We start from the raw sequence: 18,087 nt of genomic DNA on the forward strand, positions 1-18,087 counted from the left end.
GGTAAATTGAAGAATGTTTCTGGAGTTGATGCTGGAATGGTGAAGGAATTTTTAAAACAGATTGAAAAATGTCCTAGGCAGTAAATAACCATGGTTCTATGCAGAATGGTGGAAACGAGCTTCGCAAGGGAACCCATTCCGGTTTGCTACAGTACTGAAATTGCCCGCATAGTGCGCGTGCGATTCCAGTACTTAGGCAAATCCTCGTGGGTTGGGCACCCTTGCTCCGCTCTCTAAAATTCATAAATTATTCTTATTTTGTTAAAACTCCTTTCATAAAATCACGTTACTATGTATACATAGTCAAATATGGCTATTCAAAAAACGAGGTGAATGCTTATGAAAAAACATCCGATTCTTGTTCTCACGGGTGTATCTGTCTTAGCTACTGTTTGTACTAAGATGATCAGAAGTCACAATGAAAAAAAGTTTTTAAACTAATTAAAAAGTACTAACATTCAAATCAAAAATACAACCATTCAAACAAATAACTATTTAACTGACCTGAGGTAATAATATGAAAAACGATAATAACATGGGCTTGCGTAAGCAAGCCTTTTTTGTGTTCTCGACGTTAATAATTTTACTTATTGCTTAATATCTCATATTATTTTGGTAGTTAGTAAGGAGAGTTTTGATATGGCAAAACGTCGTGTGTTTTATTATTCCGGAGCTTTTATCATTAATCTGATTATTATTTCGATTATTTTTGCCTGTACTGGTTTAGTTCCTTTTGGTAGTAATAATTTTTTGAGTAGTGACTTGGGAACTCAATATTTAACGTTCTTGACGGAGCTTAGAAGGCAACTGGTATCGGGAAATTTGCATTTATATTTGTTTAGTCAATCTTTGGGTGATAATTTTTTTCCTGTTATGAGTTACTATTTGTTATCGCCTTTTAATCTATTGTTGGTTTTCTTTAGTGCACGAAATATTCCAATTGCAGCTGATATTTTGATTATGCTCAAGATATCCACAATGGGTGTAACGATGGCGTTCTTTTTAAAAGAGTACTTTCAAGAGCGAAGCATTGTTAATTGGATGTTTACAATTGCTTATAGTTTTTGTGGTTTTGTAGCGTCATACTTCTATGATCTAATGTGGTTAGATGCTTTAATTATGTTGCCTTTGGTAGCTGTTGGTGTAATGCGTGTAATCAAGCATCATCAGTATGTGCTATATTATTTTTCTATTCTGTTTTCGATTATCTTTAATTATTATTTGGGATACATGCTCTGTATTTTTTCACTTTGTTTCTTCATCTTTATTGGATTAGAAGATAATTTATTCCATCGGCAAGATAAATGGTTGGTTATCAGACGTTACTTGATTTCTTCTGTTCTAGCAGGATTAAGTTCAGCGGTGGTTTTGTTGCCAACTTTAATAGGAATGTTAAAAACGGCTAAGACCTCATTTAATATCCTCAATTATTTGCCCTCAGCTCGTTTTGGTTTAGAAGCTTTAACTGAATTGGGTATTGGAGGTAACAGTTTTGACCAGCGTCTGGAACATGGCCCATCCGTTTTTATGACATCGACAGTTTTGATTTTATTATTAAGTTATTATCTTAGTTCACGTGTTAATAATCGTGATAAACAGAATTCAGTCTTTTTATTGGGAATTTTGCTTATCAGTATGTTTGTGACAACTTTTAATACGATGTGGCACATGTTTCAAAACCCAGCTGGTTTTCCATTTCGTAATAGTTTTATCTTTTCTTTTGCCTGTATCTTTATTGCCCGCAAGGCTTGGCAGAGTGGAGTGGTTAATGAACTAGGCGTTATAACGAAGGCTACCTGTGTCGCCGGAATATTAATTTGTTTAGGATATTTAACCGAGTGGCTCCTACCTAAGGTGATTGAACAATTAGGATTTGACAGTATCAGTTTGAAATACAGCATAGGTTACTTCTGGTTGAGTCTAGCCTGTATTATTCTTTCAGGATTATCACTTTTACTATTAAATCGTAATAAGAATTTCTTGTTGATTTTATTTTTAATGATTAGTTTTGAAGTGATTGCTAATTTTAATTCGGTGATGGCAACGGCTGACTTTGGAAATCAGGCTATTTACGAGAATGAATTTGATCGTGAGAACACCATTTTAAAAGAAGTAAAAGATCGAAGTAATTTGGGACATCGAATAATTGTTTCTAAATCAGGATTGAATAAAGCTTTTCCTGAAAAATATAATAACTATAATGATTCCATTTTGTTCAACATCAATGGCTTAAGTTTATACAGCTCGACATTGAATCAAAATACTTTGGAAATGATGAAAGACCTAGGTTATTTTAGTCTTAATGTCAGAAGGATTAGTTATTATGGTGGTACTAAATTAACTAATGCTTTGCTGGGTGTTTATTATCGAGTACGTCAATGGAGTAATCATTACTATGTAGAAGAGAACTATGATGCTCCAACTTTAGGATTTTTAACTGATAATAATATTTATGACTTTAAGATGAAAACTGGTCAGGCCTTGTCTAATCAAGAAAGATTGTGGCAGGCTCTGAATGGAAGTAGTGCCGAATACTTCAAAAATTCACTCTTAACCAGTATGCAACAAAGTACTGTCGGCAATCGTAAATTATATAATTATCAATTAACTACGAGAGCAACAGGACCGTTATATTTTTATGTAACGCCCTTTAATTATGATAAGTCGAAGATCTATGTTAATGGCAAACGCATTAAGACATCACCAATTAATGTTTATAGTGCAGCAACGTTATATTTGGGTGATTTTAAACGAAATAAAAAATTAGAAGTGAAAATTCTAACGAATAGATCTTTAGGTTTAAATCCTCGATACTTTCAATCACTGGATCAAACTAAATTTGATTTATCAGTAGATAATCTAAAAAAAACGATCTCTACATGTCAAATCAGATTTGAATCATGATACGGTTCGCGGTTCAATTAATGTGGATCAAGATTCACCGTTATTATTGAGTATTCCATATGATAATGGATGGAGTGCGTATGTTGATGGAAAAAAAGCTAAAATTAATAAGGTGGTTTCAAATTTGATGGCGATTGACCTCAAAAAGGGACACCATAACGTAATTTTAAATTATCAAGTACCTGGTCTAAAGCTAGGCTGGCTTGTTTCTGCCATTGCCGTTATACTGTTTATAAGTTTTCTTTTGGTAGTTAAATCAAAGGATAAATTACGAAATAAGTTATAACTAATTTTAGTAAAAATTATCGAAATATTTGCAAATTTCTGTAGATGTTATAAGATTCTGATATGAAACGTTTACATTAAAGGCGGGGTGAAATTTAATGTCCAATGAATATATTATGGCGATAGATGAAGGTACAACTAGTACTCGTGCTATTATTTTTGACCAAAAGGGAAATAAGATAGCTGATGCTCAACGTGAGTTCACACAGTACTTTCCTGAACCTGGTTGGGTAGAACATGATGCTAATGAGATTTGGAATGCTGTGCAGTCAACTATAGCCAATGTTTTTATTGAATCAGGTATTAAACCAGATCAAATTAAGGGTATTGGTATTACGAACCAACGTGAAACTACGGTGGTTTGGGATAAGACAACGGGTCTTCCTATTTACAATGCGATTGTTTGGCAAAGTCGTCAGACTACTGATATAGCTGAGAAGTTAGCTGGTCGTGGTTATGGTGAGATGATTCATGAAAAAACTGGTTTGCTGATTGATCCATACTTCTCTGCTACAAAAATTCGTTGGATTCTAGATCATGTTGATGGTGCCCAAAAACGTGCTGAAAATGGCGAACTTCTCTTTGGAACAATTGATAGCTGGTTACTTTGGAAGCTGTCTGGTGGAGCTGCTCATATAACTGATTATTCCAATGCCAGTCGTACAATGCTTTTCAATATTCACAGTTTGGAATGGGATAAAGATATTTTAAGAATTCTAAATATTCCACAAGCAATGCTACCAGAGGTACGACCTAATTCTGAAGTTTACGCTAAGACAAAAGATTATCATTTCTATGGTTCAGAAGTTCCTATTGCTGGTATGATTGGTGATCAACAGGCTGCCTTGTTTGGCCAAATGGCCTTTGAACCGGGGATGGTTAAAAATACTTATGGAACTGGTGCTTTTATTGTTATGAATACCGGTGAAAAGCCCCAATTATCTGATAATAATTTATTAACAACTATTGGTTATGGTATTAACAATAAGGTTTATTATGCACTTGAAGGCAGTATCTTCGTAGCTGGATCAGCTATTCAATGGTTACGGGATGCAATGAATTTAGTTGATTCTGCACCTCAATCTGAAGAAGCTGCTCTGGCTTCAATGGATCAAGATGAAGTATACGTAGTACCAGCTTTCACAGGCTTAGGTGCTCCATACTGGGATGCTGATGCCCGTGGTGCTGTCTTTGGTTTAACACGTGGAACAACTAAGAATGACTTCATTAAGGCCACTTTGCAATCATTGGCTTATCAATCACGTGATGTTTTGGACACGATGAAGAAAGATACTGGCATCGAAATTCCAACGTTGAAAGTAGATGGTGGTGCAGCAAATAATCGTTATTTGATGCAATTCCAAGCTGATATTTTGCAGACACCGGTTCAAAGAGCTAAGGATTTGGAAACTACTGCTTTGGGAGCTGCCTTTTTAGCTGGACTAGCAGTAGGCTATTGGGATAATCTAGACGATATTAAGAAACAATATGCTACTGGTGCTACGTTTGAACCTAAGATGGATCAAGAACGTGCCGATTACTTATATGAAGGTTGGCGTGAAGCAGTCAGTGCAACTAGAAAATTTAAGCATAAGACAACTAAATAAAAGGCGAAGTATCGCCTTTTTTGCTGTTTAGGAGTTAGAGATGGATAAAGATTACATTTTAGCAATTGATGAGGGAACAACAACAGCTCGAGCAATTATTTTTGACCATAACGGTCAACAAGTAGCGATGGCGAGACATCCAATTAGACAAATTTTGCCTGATCCAGGTTGGGTCGAACACGAGCCAAATGAAATATGGAATGCTGTACAAACAACTATTGCAACTGCTTTGATTGATTCAGGAATTAAACCCAAGCAAATTAAAGCGATTGGAATTGCTAGTCAAAGAGAAACAACAGTTGTTTGGGATAAAAAAACGGGACTTCCTATATATAACGCTATTGTTTGGCAGAGTCGTCAGACTTCTAAATTAGCCAATGATTTTATCAAAGCGGGTTATAAAGACGAAATCCATCAAAAAACTGGATTGATCATCAGTCCTTATTTTTCAGCGACAAAAATTCGTTGGATCTTGGACCATGTCGATGGTGCCCAAGAGCGCGCTGAAAAAGGTGAACTTTTGTTTGGAACTATTAATACTTGGTTATTATGGAAATTAACCGACGGCGAAAGTTTTATGACTGATTGCGCTAATGCTAGCCGAACAATGCTTTATAATATCAACACACTTCAGTGGGATGATGATTTGTTAAAAATCTTTAATATTCCTAAAGTGATGCTGCCTGAGGTTAAATCTAATTCAGAGGTTTTCGGAATAACGAAGAACTATCAATTCTATGGTTCAGAGATTCCTATTTCTGGAATGACGGGTTCACAACAGGCCTCGTTATTCGGTCAAATGGCTTTTGAACCAGGGATGGTAAAAAATACTTACGGTACGGGTGCCTTTGCGGTCATGAATACCGGTAATAAACCCGCTATGTCAGATAATAATTTATTGACGACAATTGCTTATGGAATAAATGGTGAAATCAATTATGCGTTGGAAGGTAGTGTGTTCGTTGCTGGAGCAGCCTTACAGTGGTTACGAGACGATATGAAGTTGATTAACTCTACACCTGCAACTTCCGATGCAGCTAAGAGTTCGACTGATAACAACGAAGTCTATGTGGTACCCGCCTTTGCTGGATTAGGTGCACCATACTGGGATAATGAAGCTCATGGAACTATCTTCGGTTTGACTAGGGGAACGACCGATAAAGATGTTATTAAAGCTACTTTGCAAGCCATTGCTTATCAAACAAAGGATATTATTGAAACAATGAGTTCTGATTCTAAGATTCCAATTGAAGTCTTAAAAGTTGATGGGGCCGCCTCTGCTAATGACTATCTCATGCAATTTCAAGCAGATATTCTGGGAATATCACTTCAAAGATCATCTGAATTGGAAACCACTTCTTTAGGTGTTGCCTTTATGGCAGGCTTGGGAGTAGGCTATTGGAAAGATTTGGATGACATCAAAAAAAATTATCAAACCGGTAAAACTTATCAACCTAAAATGTCAGAATCCGTACGTACAAATCTATATGATGGATGGAAAGATGCTGTTGAAGCAACGATGGCTTTTAAACATAATATCTAATTTAAATAAGAGCCTATCTTAAAAGACTCTTATTTTTTATTGTTGATATAAAAGGATTCTTATGAATTTTATTAAAAAAACTTTGACATGAAGTTTTTGAAAGTTTAATATTAATACATCATTGTGTAATGTGAGGAGAATTTTTTAATGGATGAGAAGAAGGACCGAGGATTTTTCGGTCAACCGACAGGTTTACGCACCTTGTTCTTAACTGAATTTTGGGAGAGATTCAGTTATTACGGTATGCGTGCCATTTTGCTTTTCTATATGTACTACGCTGTAACTAAGGGCGGTCTAGGAATGGACCGTACTACAGCCGCATCTGTTATGTCTATCTATGGTTCATTAGTTTATATGTCCAGTGTCTTAGGTGGATTTATCAGTGATAGACTTTTAGGAGCCAGAAGAACAGTCTTCTGGGGTGGTGTTGCCATTATGCTTGGTCATATTGTGCTATCACTTCCTATTGGTGAAACGGGATTGTTTACATCAATTGCTCTTATCGTTATTGGTACCGGACTTTTGAAGCCAAACGTATCCGAAATGGTTGGTGGATTATATAGTGAAGGGGATCCAAGACGTGATTCAGGATTCAGTATTTATGTCATGGGTATTAACTTAGGCTCATTATTTGCTCCACCAGCTGTAAATGCTATGAGTAATCAATTTAATTTCCATGCTGGTTTTTCACTAGCTGCTATTGGTATGTTTATTGGTTTGATTGTTTACTGGTGGGATGGTCGTAAGTATCTTCCTGAAGAAAGTTTACATGCTCCAGATCCAATCACTGACAAAGAACGTACTAAGTTCTTCCAACGTGTTGCTCTTGTAGTATTAGTATTGGCTATTATTGTAATTGTAATGATTTTTGCTCATGCCTTTACAATCGATAACATCATCACAATTATCAGTATTCTAGGTATTGCTTTACCAATTGGATACTTCATTATGATGCTTTCAAGTAAGAAAGTTACTAAGGTCGAAAGATCACGTGTACTTGCTTATATTCCTTTGTTCTTAGCTGCAGTTATCTTCTGGGCAATTGAAGAACAAGGTTCAGTTGTTTTAGCTTTATTTGCTGCTGAACAAACAAATCTTAACTTTGCAGGATTTAAGTTATCAGCCCCATTGTTCCAAATGCTTAACCCATTCTTTATTATTATCTATACACCATTCTTTGCTTGGTTATGGATCAAATTGGGCAGACGTCAACCATCATCACCATCTAAATTCTGGATGGGATTAGTTGCAACGGCTATTTCATACTTTGTCTTGATCATTCCTTTGATGGGAATTGCACCAGGGGCAAAAGTTAGTCCACTTTGGTTAGTATTAAGTTGGGGTATTATTGAAATTGGGGAAATGTTGATTTCTCCAGTTGGTTTGTCAGCTACAACTAAACTTGCTCCTAAGGCCTTCAGAGGTCAAATGATGAGTATGTGGTTCTTAGCTGATTCTGCCGGACAAGCTGCTAATGCTCAAATCGTTAAGTTATACAATCCAGGAGACCCACATAATGAAATTATGTTCTTCGGTGTAACTGGTATCGTGACACTAGTTGTAGCAGTTATCTTGATTTTATTTGTACCAAAGATCAAGAAACTTATGCAAGGTGTTAACTAAATTAAAATTAATATAAAGTCTTGACTGATTTTAAATCGGTTGAGGCTTTTTTGTTTGGTACCATTGACTACAAAATGTTGTGTTTCAGTCAAATTGGTCTTGTTGTGGAGGATGATATAGTAGGTTACAACAAAAAAACTTCATTTTTTAGATTAAATAACAATTATTTTAAAAAATCCCTTGAAATGAAGTTGTTTTTTCGTTAATATTATTAAGTCGAATGAAGACAGAGCAACTCATGGAGGGGTAGCGAAGTCTGGCTAAACGCGGCGGACTGTAAATCCGCTCCTTCGGGTTCGGTGGTTCGAATCCACTCCCCTCCATATTTAGGGATATAGTTTAAAGGTAGAACTACGGTCTCCAAAACCGTCGGTGTGGGTTCAATTCCTACTATCCCTGTTTCTACCTTTTGATCATGGCGGTATTGGTGAAGTGGTTAACACATCGGTTTGTGGTACCGACACACGTGAGTTCGATTCTCACATACCGCCTATTTTTATTGGGTTATAGCCAAGCGGTAAGGCAATGGACTTTGACTCCATCATGCGCTGGTTCGAATCCAGCTAACCCAATTGCTTTGTAAATTGAATATGGCGGTATAGCCAAGTGGTAAGGCAGAGGTCTGCAAAACCTTCATCACCGGTTCAAATCCGGTTACCGCCTTTGGTTATGCTTAAGTAATCAGGCATGTTATAAACATGCCGGTGTGGCGGAATTGGCAGACGCGCAGGATTCAAAATCCTGTTCCCAGTAGGGAGTATCGGTTCGACCCCGATCACCGGTATTAATTGTGAAGACCAGCTCTTTACTAACTCGATAGCAAGTAGCTCTGAACGTTGTTAAGTCAATGTTCAGAGCTTTTTTTATTTGTCTAACTCATTACCAGCTTGTGAAGAAAAATGGGTCACCTTTGGTCACTTTTGGAGAAAAAGGTCACCTTTTGGTCACTCTTTTTAGAGCTTAGATAGAGCCTTCATCGCCTTACTATCTTCACGCTCACGATAGTCATTTAATAGATGAATATAGACCTTAGAAGTGATCGCAACGTTTGAATGACCAAGGCGTTGTGATATATACTCAAGTGACAGACCATGTGCTATTAGATATGATGCATGGGTATGTCTGAGACCATGAAATCCGATTAGTTCCATATTGTCCAATGTTTTTCTATTTTCGGTATCGTTCATACCTTTGGATTTATTTTTTTCAAAATAAATTTTTTTGAGATATTTTCTTAGAACATTATTAGCTGAGGTATCTGAGGGAACAGTGTGCCTCTTGTTAATAAATACAAAGTTTTTATTGTTTTTAAAGCCTTGTTTAAAGAAAGTCTCACGTTGCTGCATTCTTAATAGTCGTAATTCTCGGATCAATTCGTCTGAGATAGTGATCTGTCGAACTGAGCTTTCTGTCTTTGTGGGGAGAAAGCCAGTTCTTTTTTTATAATCATAAGTTTTTTGAATATTGACTGTGTGATTTTCAAAATCAACATTATCCCAGGTCAATCCAACTATTTCAGCATACCGACAGCCGGTTCCTAATGCGAATAGAATCTCACATGCAGAAATATTTGATAGGGTAGCATTCTCTTTGGCCATGATTCTTAAACTGGATGCTACGTCAGATTCGAGATATTTTAGATCTGCAGATTTGCCTTTCTTTTTAGTTGTAATAACAACATTTCTTGTAAAATTACGGTCGATGATTCTTTCGTCAACAGCTTCTTGAATACAAGAACCAATATAACCATTAATTCGATAGATGCTATCTTTGACATGGTCTTTTGAGTAGTCATCTATGAATCCTTGATATTCCATTTTAGTAATATCTTTTAGCAAATCATCATAGAAATAATCTTGAATGAATCTTAGAGCAACCTCATACTTTGAATCAGTAGAAAGAGAGTATCTACCTAATTTATAAGTATTGATCCATGATTCAAAATACTGTGCAAAGGTGATATTTTCTGCAATATCCAGTCTTGCAACGGCACGTCTATTTTCAATCTCTCTGGCGGCATCTTCAGCATCAGACTTAGATTTGAAACCTTGCTTATTAATAGAGTGGTTCTTTCCATCTTCACCCATGTAATAAACACGGTATGCCCAACCTTTTTGCTTCTTGTAAATTAAAGTATGTTTATTTTTAGACATATTTTTCACCTCCTTTCGGTGGATTTGGGCGAAAATAAATAAGCCTACGGTGAGACTTATTTAAATTATTCAATTGTAAAAATCCTACTTCTAACCCTGCACATTTGTGTAGGGCTTTTTTATTTGGATTTATCTTTTAGCAAAATTGACTTGAGTCATACCGGCTACTTCAACTTTATCGCCATTATGTAATTTCACATTTACCTTTGGTACTTGTGACATATCAGTATCTCCACCAAGAACTTCGTTTGTTGTATCTCCAAATGTACTCTTTGGAATCACAATAAAATTACCACTTTGACCATCAACTGGTGTAACGGTATATTTGCCTTTTTTAATATCTTTACCAACTATCCAAGAACCAGTTGCCAAAGCAGTATTATTTTTCTTATTTCGTTTCTTAACTGGGGTGAATGTTGCTGAAGTTAATCCTTCGATTTTTACTTTGTCACCCTTAGCAAGTGTTGCAGTGACAGATGGCACCTGTGACATATCGGTTTCACTGCCAAGAATCTCGTTTATTGTGTCGCCGTGAAGACTCTTTTTAGGCATGGAAGAAATGTTACCACTTGAACCGTCTGAAGAAGTGATAGTGTATCTACCAGGCTTTAATTCAGAACCTACTTTATAAGATCCCGGAATCAATGTTGCTTGTTTTGCTTTTGCATAAACAACTGTTTCTTGTGTAGGATTAAAAGTTAATCCAGATGTCCCTAAAAAAGTAGTTGATAGAGTGACAGCAGCAATGCTTGATAAAAGTATTTTTGAACCCTTATTCATGATTTCCCCCTATAGAACAATATATTCAGCTTTTTAAGTCGTCAGTATTTGGACAAAAATAGTAATTAAAGATTTAATAATTCATTCTTCTTTTTATCAAATTCATCTTGAGTAATAACATTTTCATCAAGTAATTTTTTAAATTTAGTTATTTCATCTGCAGATGAGAGTTGTATAGCGTCACTTGATGAATTGCTATGCTTATAAGAATCAATTTCATTCATAATAAAATTATAAATTTTTTGACTATCAGTAACCATTTCTTTTTTGAAGGCTCTAAATACAACAATGTTAGGATCCTTAATGGCCTCAGTAGAGGAATGAAGAACACCCGATTTTTTTTGAGTAGCCAACTCAGCATTTGTAATAAATTGAATATAACCATTCATCCATATTGTTGCTTTTTTAAATTCCACAGATTTAATATCCGTATAATAAATAGTTCGATCACCTTTGAATCCTTGAGTTATATGACCTAGAAATCCTTTACGAGATATAACTACTTTTTCATTATCGGCTGTAATTTGACCATTTGTTCCCTTAACGGTTATAACCATGATTTCCCCTTAATATAAATTATATTTTTTATCATAGAATTCCACTAAATCAACTAATGCCAGTGCTTTTTGGACGGCCTCTTTGCCATAATATTCTTTACCTTCAAACCAGATTATTTTATTAATGAAGGCTTCACCCGCTCTTTGCAATAGGACATCCCTTAGATCAATCTCATTTTTTACATGCAAACTAAACACTCCTTAAAGATCAGTAGTAAAACGTATTGCTTTTCCTAAGATTCTAGCTGGATTATTACGAGTGACAATATAAGGAGAGTATGATGCATTATCTGGCATCAGCATGACAATATCCCCTTGATGTTTAATTCTTTTTAGAGTTGCCTCAGTATCACCATTGACGAGAACAGCGGCTATTTCATCATCTTCTACTTCAGGCTGCTCTCTAATCAGAACATTTGAACCGTCAGGAATCGTTGGTTCCATTGAATGACCCTTTGCTTTTAAATAAAAGAGATTACCGCTTGGTAAGGAATCAATAGGTTCATATAAATAACCTTCAATGTTTTCCTCTGCAGTGATAGGATCGCCACATGCTATTTCACCAATAATAGGAATTCTTTTGGATGGTCTTTGACTAGGAATCATCTCAAACTTTGCTGAGGTTAAGTCAGAAATGTTAATGTCATAGTGTTCAGCTAGTAATTCTAGTGAGCCAGACCTTGGCATTTTACGACCATGAATCCAGTCTGACACTGTTGAGTAGGCAACATTAATGGAATCAGATAATTTGGTAATATTTTCACCTTTAATATCCATATAACGTTTTAAGTTTTCTGAGAATATTTCTTTTATATCTTTAACCATTATTATTGACCTCATTTCATTATCTATAATATATCACAAAAAGCGTTAAAATTCTTTCTTTCAGACAAAAAGACACGCTTTAAAACAAAAAAAGATTGTATTTTCGCTAAAAGCGTGATAATCTATTGCTTGTAAAGGAGGTATGGACATGTCTGATAATAGAATTCCTATTAGAGCAAAACATACTTTAAGAGATCTCAGAGTAAGAGCCGGTCTGAATCAGACAACGGCTTCTGAGCGACTTAAAATTTCAAAGCCAACGCTCCAAAAGTGGGAAAAGGATTCATCTGATTTAAGAATTTCAGAAATAAACAGGGTAACCAATATATACAATATTCCACAAGATTATATTTTTTTTGGAAGCAATCACGCTTTTAGCAAAAAAATAAAGAAATAAGGTGATGTCTTTGAATGAATTAGTGTTTTTAAAAAACGAGCAACCAGTGACAAGTAGTTTACAAGTTGCCGAGAATTTTGATAAAGACCACAAGCATATTTTGGAATCCATTGAAAATCTCACGGTCGAAAATTCGGCAGTGAAAAATATGTTTCGAGAAGGAACCTATAAAAATAGTCGAGGTCGTCTATACAGAATGTTTTATATGACTAAAGACGGATTTACGTTATTGGCCATGGGATTCACTGGGAAAAAAGCTACACGTTTCAAAATTCAATACATCAATGCCTTCAACAAAATGGAAGAACAGATAAAGACTGGTGGTTTTCATGTTCCATCAACTATGTCGGAAGCATTAAGACTTGCTGCTAATCAACAAGATCAAATTGAACAGATGAAACCAAAAGTTTTATTTGCCAATGCGGTTGAAACTAGTGATACAAGTATTCTCGTTGGCGAACTTGCCAAATTAATTAGTCAGAATGGCGTAAATATTGGTGCTGGAAGATTATTTGAATGGCTACGGTCAAATGGTTACTTGATCGCTGGAAATCGCTCAGATAGAAATATGCCTACTCAGAGGTCAATGAACTTGAAGATATTTGAAATAAAAGAACGTACCTACAGCAACCCGGATGGTTCTGTAAGAGTGACTAAAACTCCTAAAGTTACTGGAAAAGGTCAAACATATTTTGTTAATAAATTTTTAAAGGAGATATAGCCTTGGAAAATCATGAGTACGTTTACTTTTATAAGGATGGTAATGACAGAATACCTATTCTTACTGGTGGAACAAGTAGGTTTAGTATGATTTTTTTCATTGATGAGGCAGAAAAAAAATCCTTGTCGAAGCTGTTACCTTCGAACAAGAATCTTTATGTAATGGTTGATGGAAAGGTTTTTAGAGTTTGTAAAGCAGAAAAACATTAAAAGGAATAACTAGGGAAGATGGTGTATATGATGGATTTCATGATTTTATTAATTATTTCAATAGCTATTACTGGTGTCATTTGTCTGATTGCGTACTTTGCGCATCTTTCACTGCCTTTAATAGCATTTGTTGTTGCAGTTCTAGCATTGATTGCCACTGTTCATTCCAACCGCTAATATCATAAGTTTTAGAATAGCTTTTGTATTTTTTTCTGTTGGTAATTGCATACTGATCTTTAAATAATGTCCACTTTGAAATTTTAAATGAAATCGTTAATTCAGTTATATTACCTAACTCATCGGGTAAAACGTCAAAATCACCAATGATATCAATTTTAGTAAAAGAATTTCCTTTAAGTATTCCAAACTTTCTTTCAGGAATATCCATTTGTTGATAGCGGCCGTATATCTGTTGGTAATTATTTCCTTGTTTATTCAGATGTTGATAGACATGTTTTCCTTCAACGTACGATGGAATAGTCTTTTGTGTAACCATTTCGATATTGAGATTAGTTTTAGGATCAAATATTCGCAAATCAAAGAAAGATATATCTGTTGAAGATGGATTAACGATGGATATTGAACTTGTAATCACATGTGTCATAGATTCCTTGCTGTGAGTTTCACTGTTAAAGACAAATGTGGTATCGGGAAAGTTACAAACAAAGTTATCATCCCAAGTTACAGAAATACTTTTTCTGGTTTTGAAAAAGGTATAAAGGAAACTCAGTGTTGCAATAACCAATGACCCAATAGCAATCCAATTAGTTTTTATAAAGTTCATTATTTTCACCTCGATTGTTTTGGGATTAAGAAAAGTATATCAAAGAAACACGTGTCCAAAATACGCAAAGGTCTAAATTCATGGATATGAAAGGAGGTGATTATTATGCAAATGGCGACAACAATCCCAGACAAGCAGCTTGAAGAGATGATAAGAAATGAGGTCAAAAGACAGCTTGAAGCCGAAAGTTCAGAACTGATTTATACGGATTTTAAGAATACGGCAAGAATGAGTGGCTTATATCCTAAGAGACTTAGAGCAGTATTGAATGACTCCAAGTTTAAGAAGGAATTGAGAAGTGAAAATGGAGGACCGGTTTACTATCCACGACAGGGTGGTAAATACAAATTTGATTATCGGACGTTTTCAATTTTTTGCAGAGAAAACATGGATAGAATCATGAACTTAAAAATAGCAGGAGAGTGAAAGAAATATGAATGATTTAAATAAATTACAAAAGTTTATTCCTCAAGCAAAAGAGGACTATCAATACTCAGAACTAGCTAAAAAAATTGTGATGGCTGTATCACTGGGAAAGAGGTCGGTGACTATGGCGTTCAATCAACCTTTGTCAGATGGGGCAATGGATGCATTAGAAAGTGCAAACGTTGAAGTTAACGCATCAACAACGGACTCATATACATATGAATTTGAATTTTAGGAGGAATAAAAATGACATTATCAGTTCCAAGCATACTGTGGGTACCAATTTTATCTTTTGTACTGGGATTCTTTTGGAGACCATTTTACGAAAAATCGGTTTTAAAGGATTGGAATAATCTTTTTGAAAGTTGGTTATTTTGTGATGATGATTTTAAGGAAAAGAAAAAAGCCCTCCTCAATAAGAGAAAGGCTTCAAAGATGTAGTTGTCTTGCAGGACATAAGCATCTTGTGGACGTTTGTATAATAAACAACCAAACACATGTTTATTATACAACGTCTTACTTAACAAGAAAATATAAGAGTTAGGCGTGATTTGTATGACTGATGAAATTATTAACTTTAGTGGCATATGGATCCCAAAAGAAATTTGGATGGATAGGAATCTTGGAATTATGGAAAGATTCTTTTATGCAGAGATTATAGGTTTGGCCGGTAGAAGAGGTTGCTACGCAAGTAACTCACACTTTACTAAGATACTACGAATTAGTTCAGCAAGAATCTCACAGCTTGTTAGGAGCCTCACAGACAAGAAATACATAACGGTTAAGCTCTTTTACAAGAAGGGTAAGAAACAAGTCAGTAGACGTGAAATATATCCAATAAAGACATATCCGATTCAACAACATAAAACTGATTTCACTGTTGAAGAATTAGAAAATATTGATGATTACAAGCGAGATTTCAAAGGCGTCTGGATTCCAAGAGAGTTGTTATTTGAACAAGGAATCAATAAGTCTCAGATGGCATTAATAACTGAAATTAGTAGTTTATCGTTTGGTGACTTGGGATGTTTCGCAAGTAACTCACACTTTGCTAACTTCTTAGGATGTAGTTCAGCAAGAGCTTCTCAGTTGGTTAGTAATCTTGAAGAAAAATCGTATATCGAAACTAAAAGATTTTACAATCCCGATAAGCCAAAGCAAGTACTTAAAAGAGAAATATACCTACTTAGAAAATTTAATGGGGTACTTAATAAATTTAACGAACCTACTAAGAAAATTAAATCCCCCTACTTAGAAAACTATAAAGAGAGAGAACCATTATTAGATAACCATTTAGATAAAGATACTGTCGGGAAACCCGACGGTGCTATTCCATATCAATCAATAATCGATTACTTAAATGCTCAAACCAGTAAATCATTTAAATCAACAACTATTAAATCTAGAGAAATGATTCTTGAAAGATGGAATGAAGGATTTAGACTAGATGATTTTAAGAAGGTTATTGATAAAAAAGTAATCAGTTGGCTAAATGATCCAAGCAGAAACATATATCTAAGACCACAAACTTTATTCGGTCCTAATTTTGAAGGATATTTGAATGAAAAATCTAACATCCCTGTTGGAAAAAGAACAGGGAGACAACCAATTGTTGAAATTGGTACAGATTGGAGTGCACCAGAGAATCAGGCACATGTACCAAGCAAAGATGAATATATAAAAAGTCATGAAGAAATTATGGAAGAGCTTGCTGAAATGAGGGCAAAATATGACGTTAAGTAAATTAATCGTGGGGAAACCATTGGAGGAAAAGAAAATGATAGGCAGGATAGTTCTTGCAGCTGTTGGATTAATAATAGTTTCGAGATTCTTTATAGATTGGGGAAAAACTGATGATAAATAGAACTGTTTTAGTAGGACGTTTAACACGTGATCCAGAACTTCGATACACACAAAATGGTGCAGCAGTCGCAGGGTTTACACTTGCGGTTAATAGACAGTTTACTAACTCTCAAGGTGAGCGTGAAGCCGACTTTGTTAATTGTGTTATTTGGCGTAAAGCAGCAGAGAACTTTGCTAACTTCACCCATAAAGGCTCGCTTGTTGGAATTGACGGCCGTATTCAAACACGAAATTACGACAATCAGCAAGGACAAAAAGTCTATGTAACTGAAGTTGTCGTTGATAATTTCTCCTTACTTGAATCTCGTTCAGAATCTGAAAAGAGGAGTTCTGGCAATGGTTCAAATAATTCAGACTCAAATCAAGCACCTAATTATAATCAACAAAATCAATCAAATCAGACTTCATACGGAAACAATAATAGTCAAAGCAACAACAACAATAATAATAATAATAATCAATCTAATAATTTGAACAATAATATGGGTGATCCGTTTGCTGATAACTCGAAACCAATAGATATTTCGGATGATGATTTGCCATTCTAGGGGGAATTAAGTTGATTGAAAATTTTAAAGACGAGAAACGCAACGTTTTAACTGTTGTTACAAGAAAACATGCTATTTTTTTGGCAAGACCATTATCAGAAAACAGCGATATGAAATTTGATAAAGAAACTTGGAACAATTTAAAAGAGTTTTTATCTGAGCAAGCAAATCAATGTTGGAAAAATTTCCAACCAAAAGAAGCGACAAACCGAGGTAGTGATTATAGCGAATACTACGACAGAGAGCTTGATAGTAATGGGTATCTATCTATTGGTGATTGTACTCTTTCAATTGATAGGCCAGTTAATGAAGAATTACGTTGCTACAAATTCGATAAGACCAGGATGCAGTCATTCATGTTCGACTTACTAAATAGAATAGGAGATTAATAAAATGACGAAAGTAAAAAAGCTAATAAATTTCGATTTATCAAAAATGTCCAATGGTGGTGTTCAGGAAAAATTTGAACAGGAACTTAAAAAGGTTAGTGAAAATATTCTTGACGAAAATACCGATGCAAAAAAGAAACGTTCGGTCACAATTACTTTGACATATTTACCAAATGATAATAGGGATGCCATTTCTGTGTACTCTGAAGTTAAATCTAAGCTAGTTCCACAGAATGGAGTATCAACTACATTACTTGTTGGTAGAAACGATGATACAGGAGCAATTGAAGCTAATGAATTGAAATCAGGTATCAAAGGACAAACATATATCGATGATAATGGTGATCTTCGTACAGATACCGGTGAAAAGATAGAGAATGTCGAAAATAAAGATAAACAAACTAAAGATTTAAAAGAATCATCAGAACAAGCACAAGTGATTGATTTACAAAAACAAGGTAAAAAGGCATAGG

Annotated in this window: 22 protein-coding genes and 6 tRNA genes; 22 read left to right on the forward strand and 6 right to left on the reverse strand. The window is 35.1% G+C overall.

Annotation, left to right across the window (positions count from 1 at the left end; all coding sequences use genetic code 11):
• Window positions 1-639 precede the first annotated feature (639 nt).
• The 11 genes from ATN92_RS02485 (at window position 640) to ATN92_RS02530 (ending at window position 8,746) form a co-directional block, all read left to right on the forward strand.
• Window positions 640-2,904, forward strand: coding sequence for a YfhO family protein (locus ATN92_RS02485; protein WP_256970555.1), 2,265 nt, complete (start codon window positions 640-642; stop codon window positions 2,902-2,904).
• Window positions 2,894-3,190 (forward strand): YfhO family protein, encoded by a 297-nt coding sequence (locus tag ATN92_RS18985; RefSeq protein ID WP_256970556.1) that lies wholly within the window; start codon window positions 2,894-2,896, stop codon window positions 3,188-3,190. Before ATN92_RS02485 ends, ATN92_RS18985 begins: the two co-directional genes overlap by 11 nt.
• A gap of 97 nt (window positions 3,191-3,287) precedes the next feature.
• Window positions 3,288-4,796, forward strand: a complete 1,509-nt coding sequence (gene glpK, locus ATN92_RS02490; RefSeq protein WP_056953607.1) for a glycerol kinase GlpK — start codon at window positions 3,288-3,290, stop codon at window positions 4,794-4,796.
• A gap of 40 nt (window positions 4,797-4,836) precedes the next feature.
• A complete protein-coding gene (gene glpK / locus ATN92_RS02495; protein ID WP_056953609.1) occupies window positions 4,837-6,339 on the forward strand; it encodes a glycerol kinase GlpK in 1,503 nt (500 codons plus the stop codon).
• A 147-nt stretch (window positions 6,340-6,486) separates the two neighbouring features.
• Window positions 6,487-7,962, forward strand: coding sequence for a peptide MFS transporter (locus ATN92_RS02500; protein ID WP_056953611.1), 1,476 nt, complete (start codon window positions 6,487-6,489; stop codon window positions 7,960-7,962).
• A gap of 240 nt (window positions 7,963-8,202) precedes the next feature.
• Window positions 8,203-8,285 (forward strand) — tRNA-Tyr (locus ATN92_RS02505).
• Between the two features lie 5 nt (window positions 8,286-8,290).
• A tRNA-Trp gene (locus ATN92_RS02510) sits at window positions 8,291-8,361 on the forward strand.
• A gap of 19 nt (window positions 8,362-8,380) precedes the next feature.
• Window positions 8,381-8,453 (forward strand) — tRNA-His (locus tag ATN92_RS02515).
• A 9-nt stretch (window positions 8,454-8,462) separates the two neighbouring features.
• Window positions 8,463-8,534, forward strand: a tRNA-Gln gene (locus ATN92_RS02520).
• 20 nt (window positions 8,535-8,554) lie between these two features.
• Window positions 8,555-8,625: transfer RNA gene (locus ATN92_RS02525), tRNA-Cys, on the forward strand.
• 37 nt (window positions 8,626-8,662) lie between these two features.
• Window positions 8,663-8,746 (forward strand) — tRNA-Leu (locus ATN92_RS02530).
• Window positions 8,747-8,915: 169 nt separating this feature from the next.
• Here ATN92_RS02530 and ATN92_RS02535 read toward each other — a convergent pair.
• From ATN92_RS02535 to ATN92_RS02555, 5 genes are all read right to left on the reverse strand, one after another.
• Complete coding sequence (locus ATN92_RS02535; protein WP_056951539.1) at window positions 8,916-10,115, reverse strand: site-specific integrase; 1,200 nt, start codon at window positions 10,113-10,115, stop codon at window positions 8,916-8,918.
• Window positions 10,116-10,244: 129 nt separating this feature from the next.
• Complete coding sequence (locus tag ATN92_RS02540; protein WP_056951542.1) at window positions 10,245-10,895, reverse strand: hypothetical protein; 651 nt, start codon at window positions 10,893-10,895, stop codon at window positions 10,245-10,247.
• Between the two features lie 65 nt (window positions 10,896-10,960).
• The gene (locus tag ATN92_RS02545) at window positions 10,961-11,452 is read right to left on the reverse strand and encodes a DUF4429 domain-containing protein (RefSeq protein ID WP_056951544.1); all 492 of its coding nucleotides are present in this window, start codon (window positions 11,450-11,452) and stop codon (window positions 10,961-10,963) included.
• A gap of 9 nt (window positions 11,453-11,461) precedes the next feature.
• Window positions 11,462-11,641: a hypothetical protein gene (locus ATN92_RS02550; protein WP_056951545.1), complete on the reverse strand. Its 180-nt coding sequence runs from the start codon at window positions 11,639-11,641 to the stop codon at window positions 11,462-11,464.
• Window positions 11,642-11,653: 12 nt separating this feature from the next.
• Entirely contained in the window at window positions 11,654-12,277 is a 624-nt protein-coding gene (locus tag ATN92_RS02555; protein ID WP_199250832.1) for a LexA family protein, read from the reverse strand.
• Window positions 12,278-12,425: 148 nt separating this feature from the next.
• On the opposite strand from ATN92_RS02555, the gene ATN92_RS02560 reads away from it, so the two are divergent.
• From ATN92_RS02560 to ATN92_RS02570, 3 genes are read left to right on the forward strand one after another with little or no spacing between them, the layout of a single operon-like run.
• Window positions 12,426-12,674, forward strand: coding sequence for a helix-turn-helix domain-containing protein (locus tag ATN92_RS02560; protein ID WP_158106613.1), 249 nt, complete (start codon window positions 12,426-12,428; stop codon window positions 12,672-12,674).
• Between the two features lie 10 nt (window positions 12,675-12,684).
• Window positions 12,685-13,395, forward strand: a complete 711-nt coding sequence (locus ATN92_RS02565) for a phage regulatory protein/antirepressor Ant (RefSeq protein WP_056951549.1) — start codon at window positions 12,685-12,687, stop codon at window positions 13,393-13,395.
• A 2-nt stretch (window positions 13,396-13,397) separates the two neighbouring features.
• Window positions 13,398-13,604, forward strand: coding sequence for a hypothetical protein (locus ATN92_RS02570; RefSeq protein ID WP_056951550.1), 207 nt, complete (start codon window positions 13,398-13,400; stop codon window positions 13,602-13,604).
• Window positions 13,605-13,680: 76 nt separating this feature from the next.
• Here the strand turns inward: ATN92_RS02570 and ATN92_RS02575 are convergent, their stop codons facing one another.
• Window positions 13,681-14,388 (reverse strand): hypothetical protein, encoded by a 708-nt coding sequence (locus ATN92_RS02575; RefSeq protein ID WP_056951552.1) that lies wholly within the window; start codon window positions 14,386-14,388, stop codon window positions 13,681-13,683.
• 105 nt (window positions 14,389-14,493) lie between these two features.
• Between ATN92_RS02575 and ATN92_RS02580 the strand changes: the two genes are divergently transcribed.
• From ATN92_RS02580 to ATN92_RS02610, 8 genes are all read left to right on the forward strand, one after another.
• Entirely contained in the window at window positions 14,494-14,814 is a 321-nt protein-coding gene (locus ATN92_RS02580) for a DUF771 domain-containing protein (protein ID WP_056951554.1), read from the forward strand.
• Window positions 14,815-14,821: 7 nt separating this feature from the next.
• Window positions 14,822-15,049, forward strand: coding sequence for a hypothetical protein (locus ATN92_RS02585; RefSeq protein WP_056951556.1), 228 nt, complete (start codon window positions 14,822-14,824; stop codon window positions 15,047-15,049).
• A gap of 11 nt (window positions 15,050-15,060) precedes the next feature.
• Entirely contained in the window at window positions 15,061-15,255 is a 195-nt protein-coding gene (locus ATN92_RS02590) for a hypothetical protein (RefSeq protein WP_056951558.1), read from the forward strand.
• A 114-nt stretch (window positions 15,256-15,369) separates the two neighbouring features.
• On the forward strand, window positions 15,370-16,557 hold the full coding sequence (locus ATN92_RS18695) for a conserved phage C-terminal domain-containing protein (RefSeq protein ID WP_056951560.1): 1,188 nt from the start codon (window positions 15,370-15,372) through the stop codon (window positions 16,555-16,557).
• Window positions 16,544-16,678 (forward strand): hypothetical protein, encoded by a 135-nt coding sequence (locus ATN92_RS18990; protein ID WP_256970561.1) that lies wholly within the window; start codon window positions 16,544-16,546, stop codon window positions 16,676-16,678. The genes ATN92_RS18695 and ATN92_RS18990 overlap by 14 nt, the downstream gene beginning before the upstream one ends.
• Window positions 16,668-17,225, forward strand: a complete 558-nt coding sequence (gene ssb, locus ATN92_RS02600) for a single-stranded DNA-binding protein (protein ID WP_056951561.1) — start codon at window positions 16,668-16,670, stop codon at window positions 17,223-17,225. Before ATN92_RS18990 ends, ssb begins: the two co-directional genes overlap by 11 nt.
• 11 nt (window positions 17,226-17,236) lie before the next feature.
• Complete coding sequence (locus ATN92_RS02605; protein ID WP_056951563.1) at window positions 17,237-17,614, forward strand: hypothetical protein; 378 nt, start codon at window positions 17,237-17,239, stop codon at window positions 17,612-17,614.
• Window positions 17,615-17,618: 4 nt separating this feature from the next.
• Window positions 17,619-18,086, forward strand: a complete 468-nt coding sequence (locus tag ATN92_RS02610) for a hypothetical protein (protein ID WP_056951565.1) — start codon at window positions 17,619-17,621, stop codon at window positions 18,084-18,086.
• The last annotated feature ends 1 nt before the right edge of the window (window position 18,087 follow it).

It is taken from the genome of Companilactobacillus bobalius (assembly GCF_009764355.1).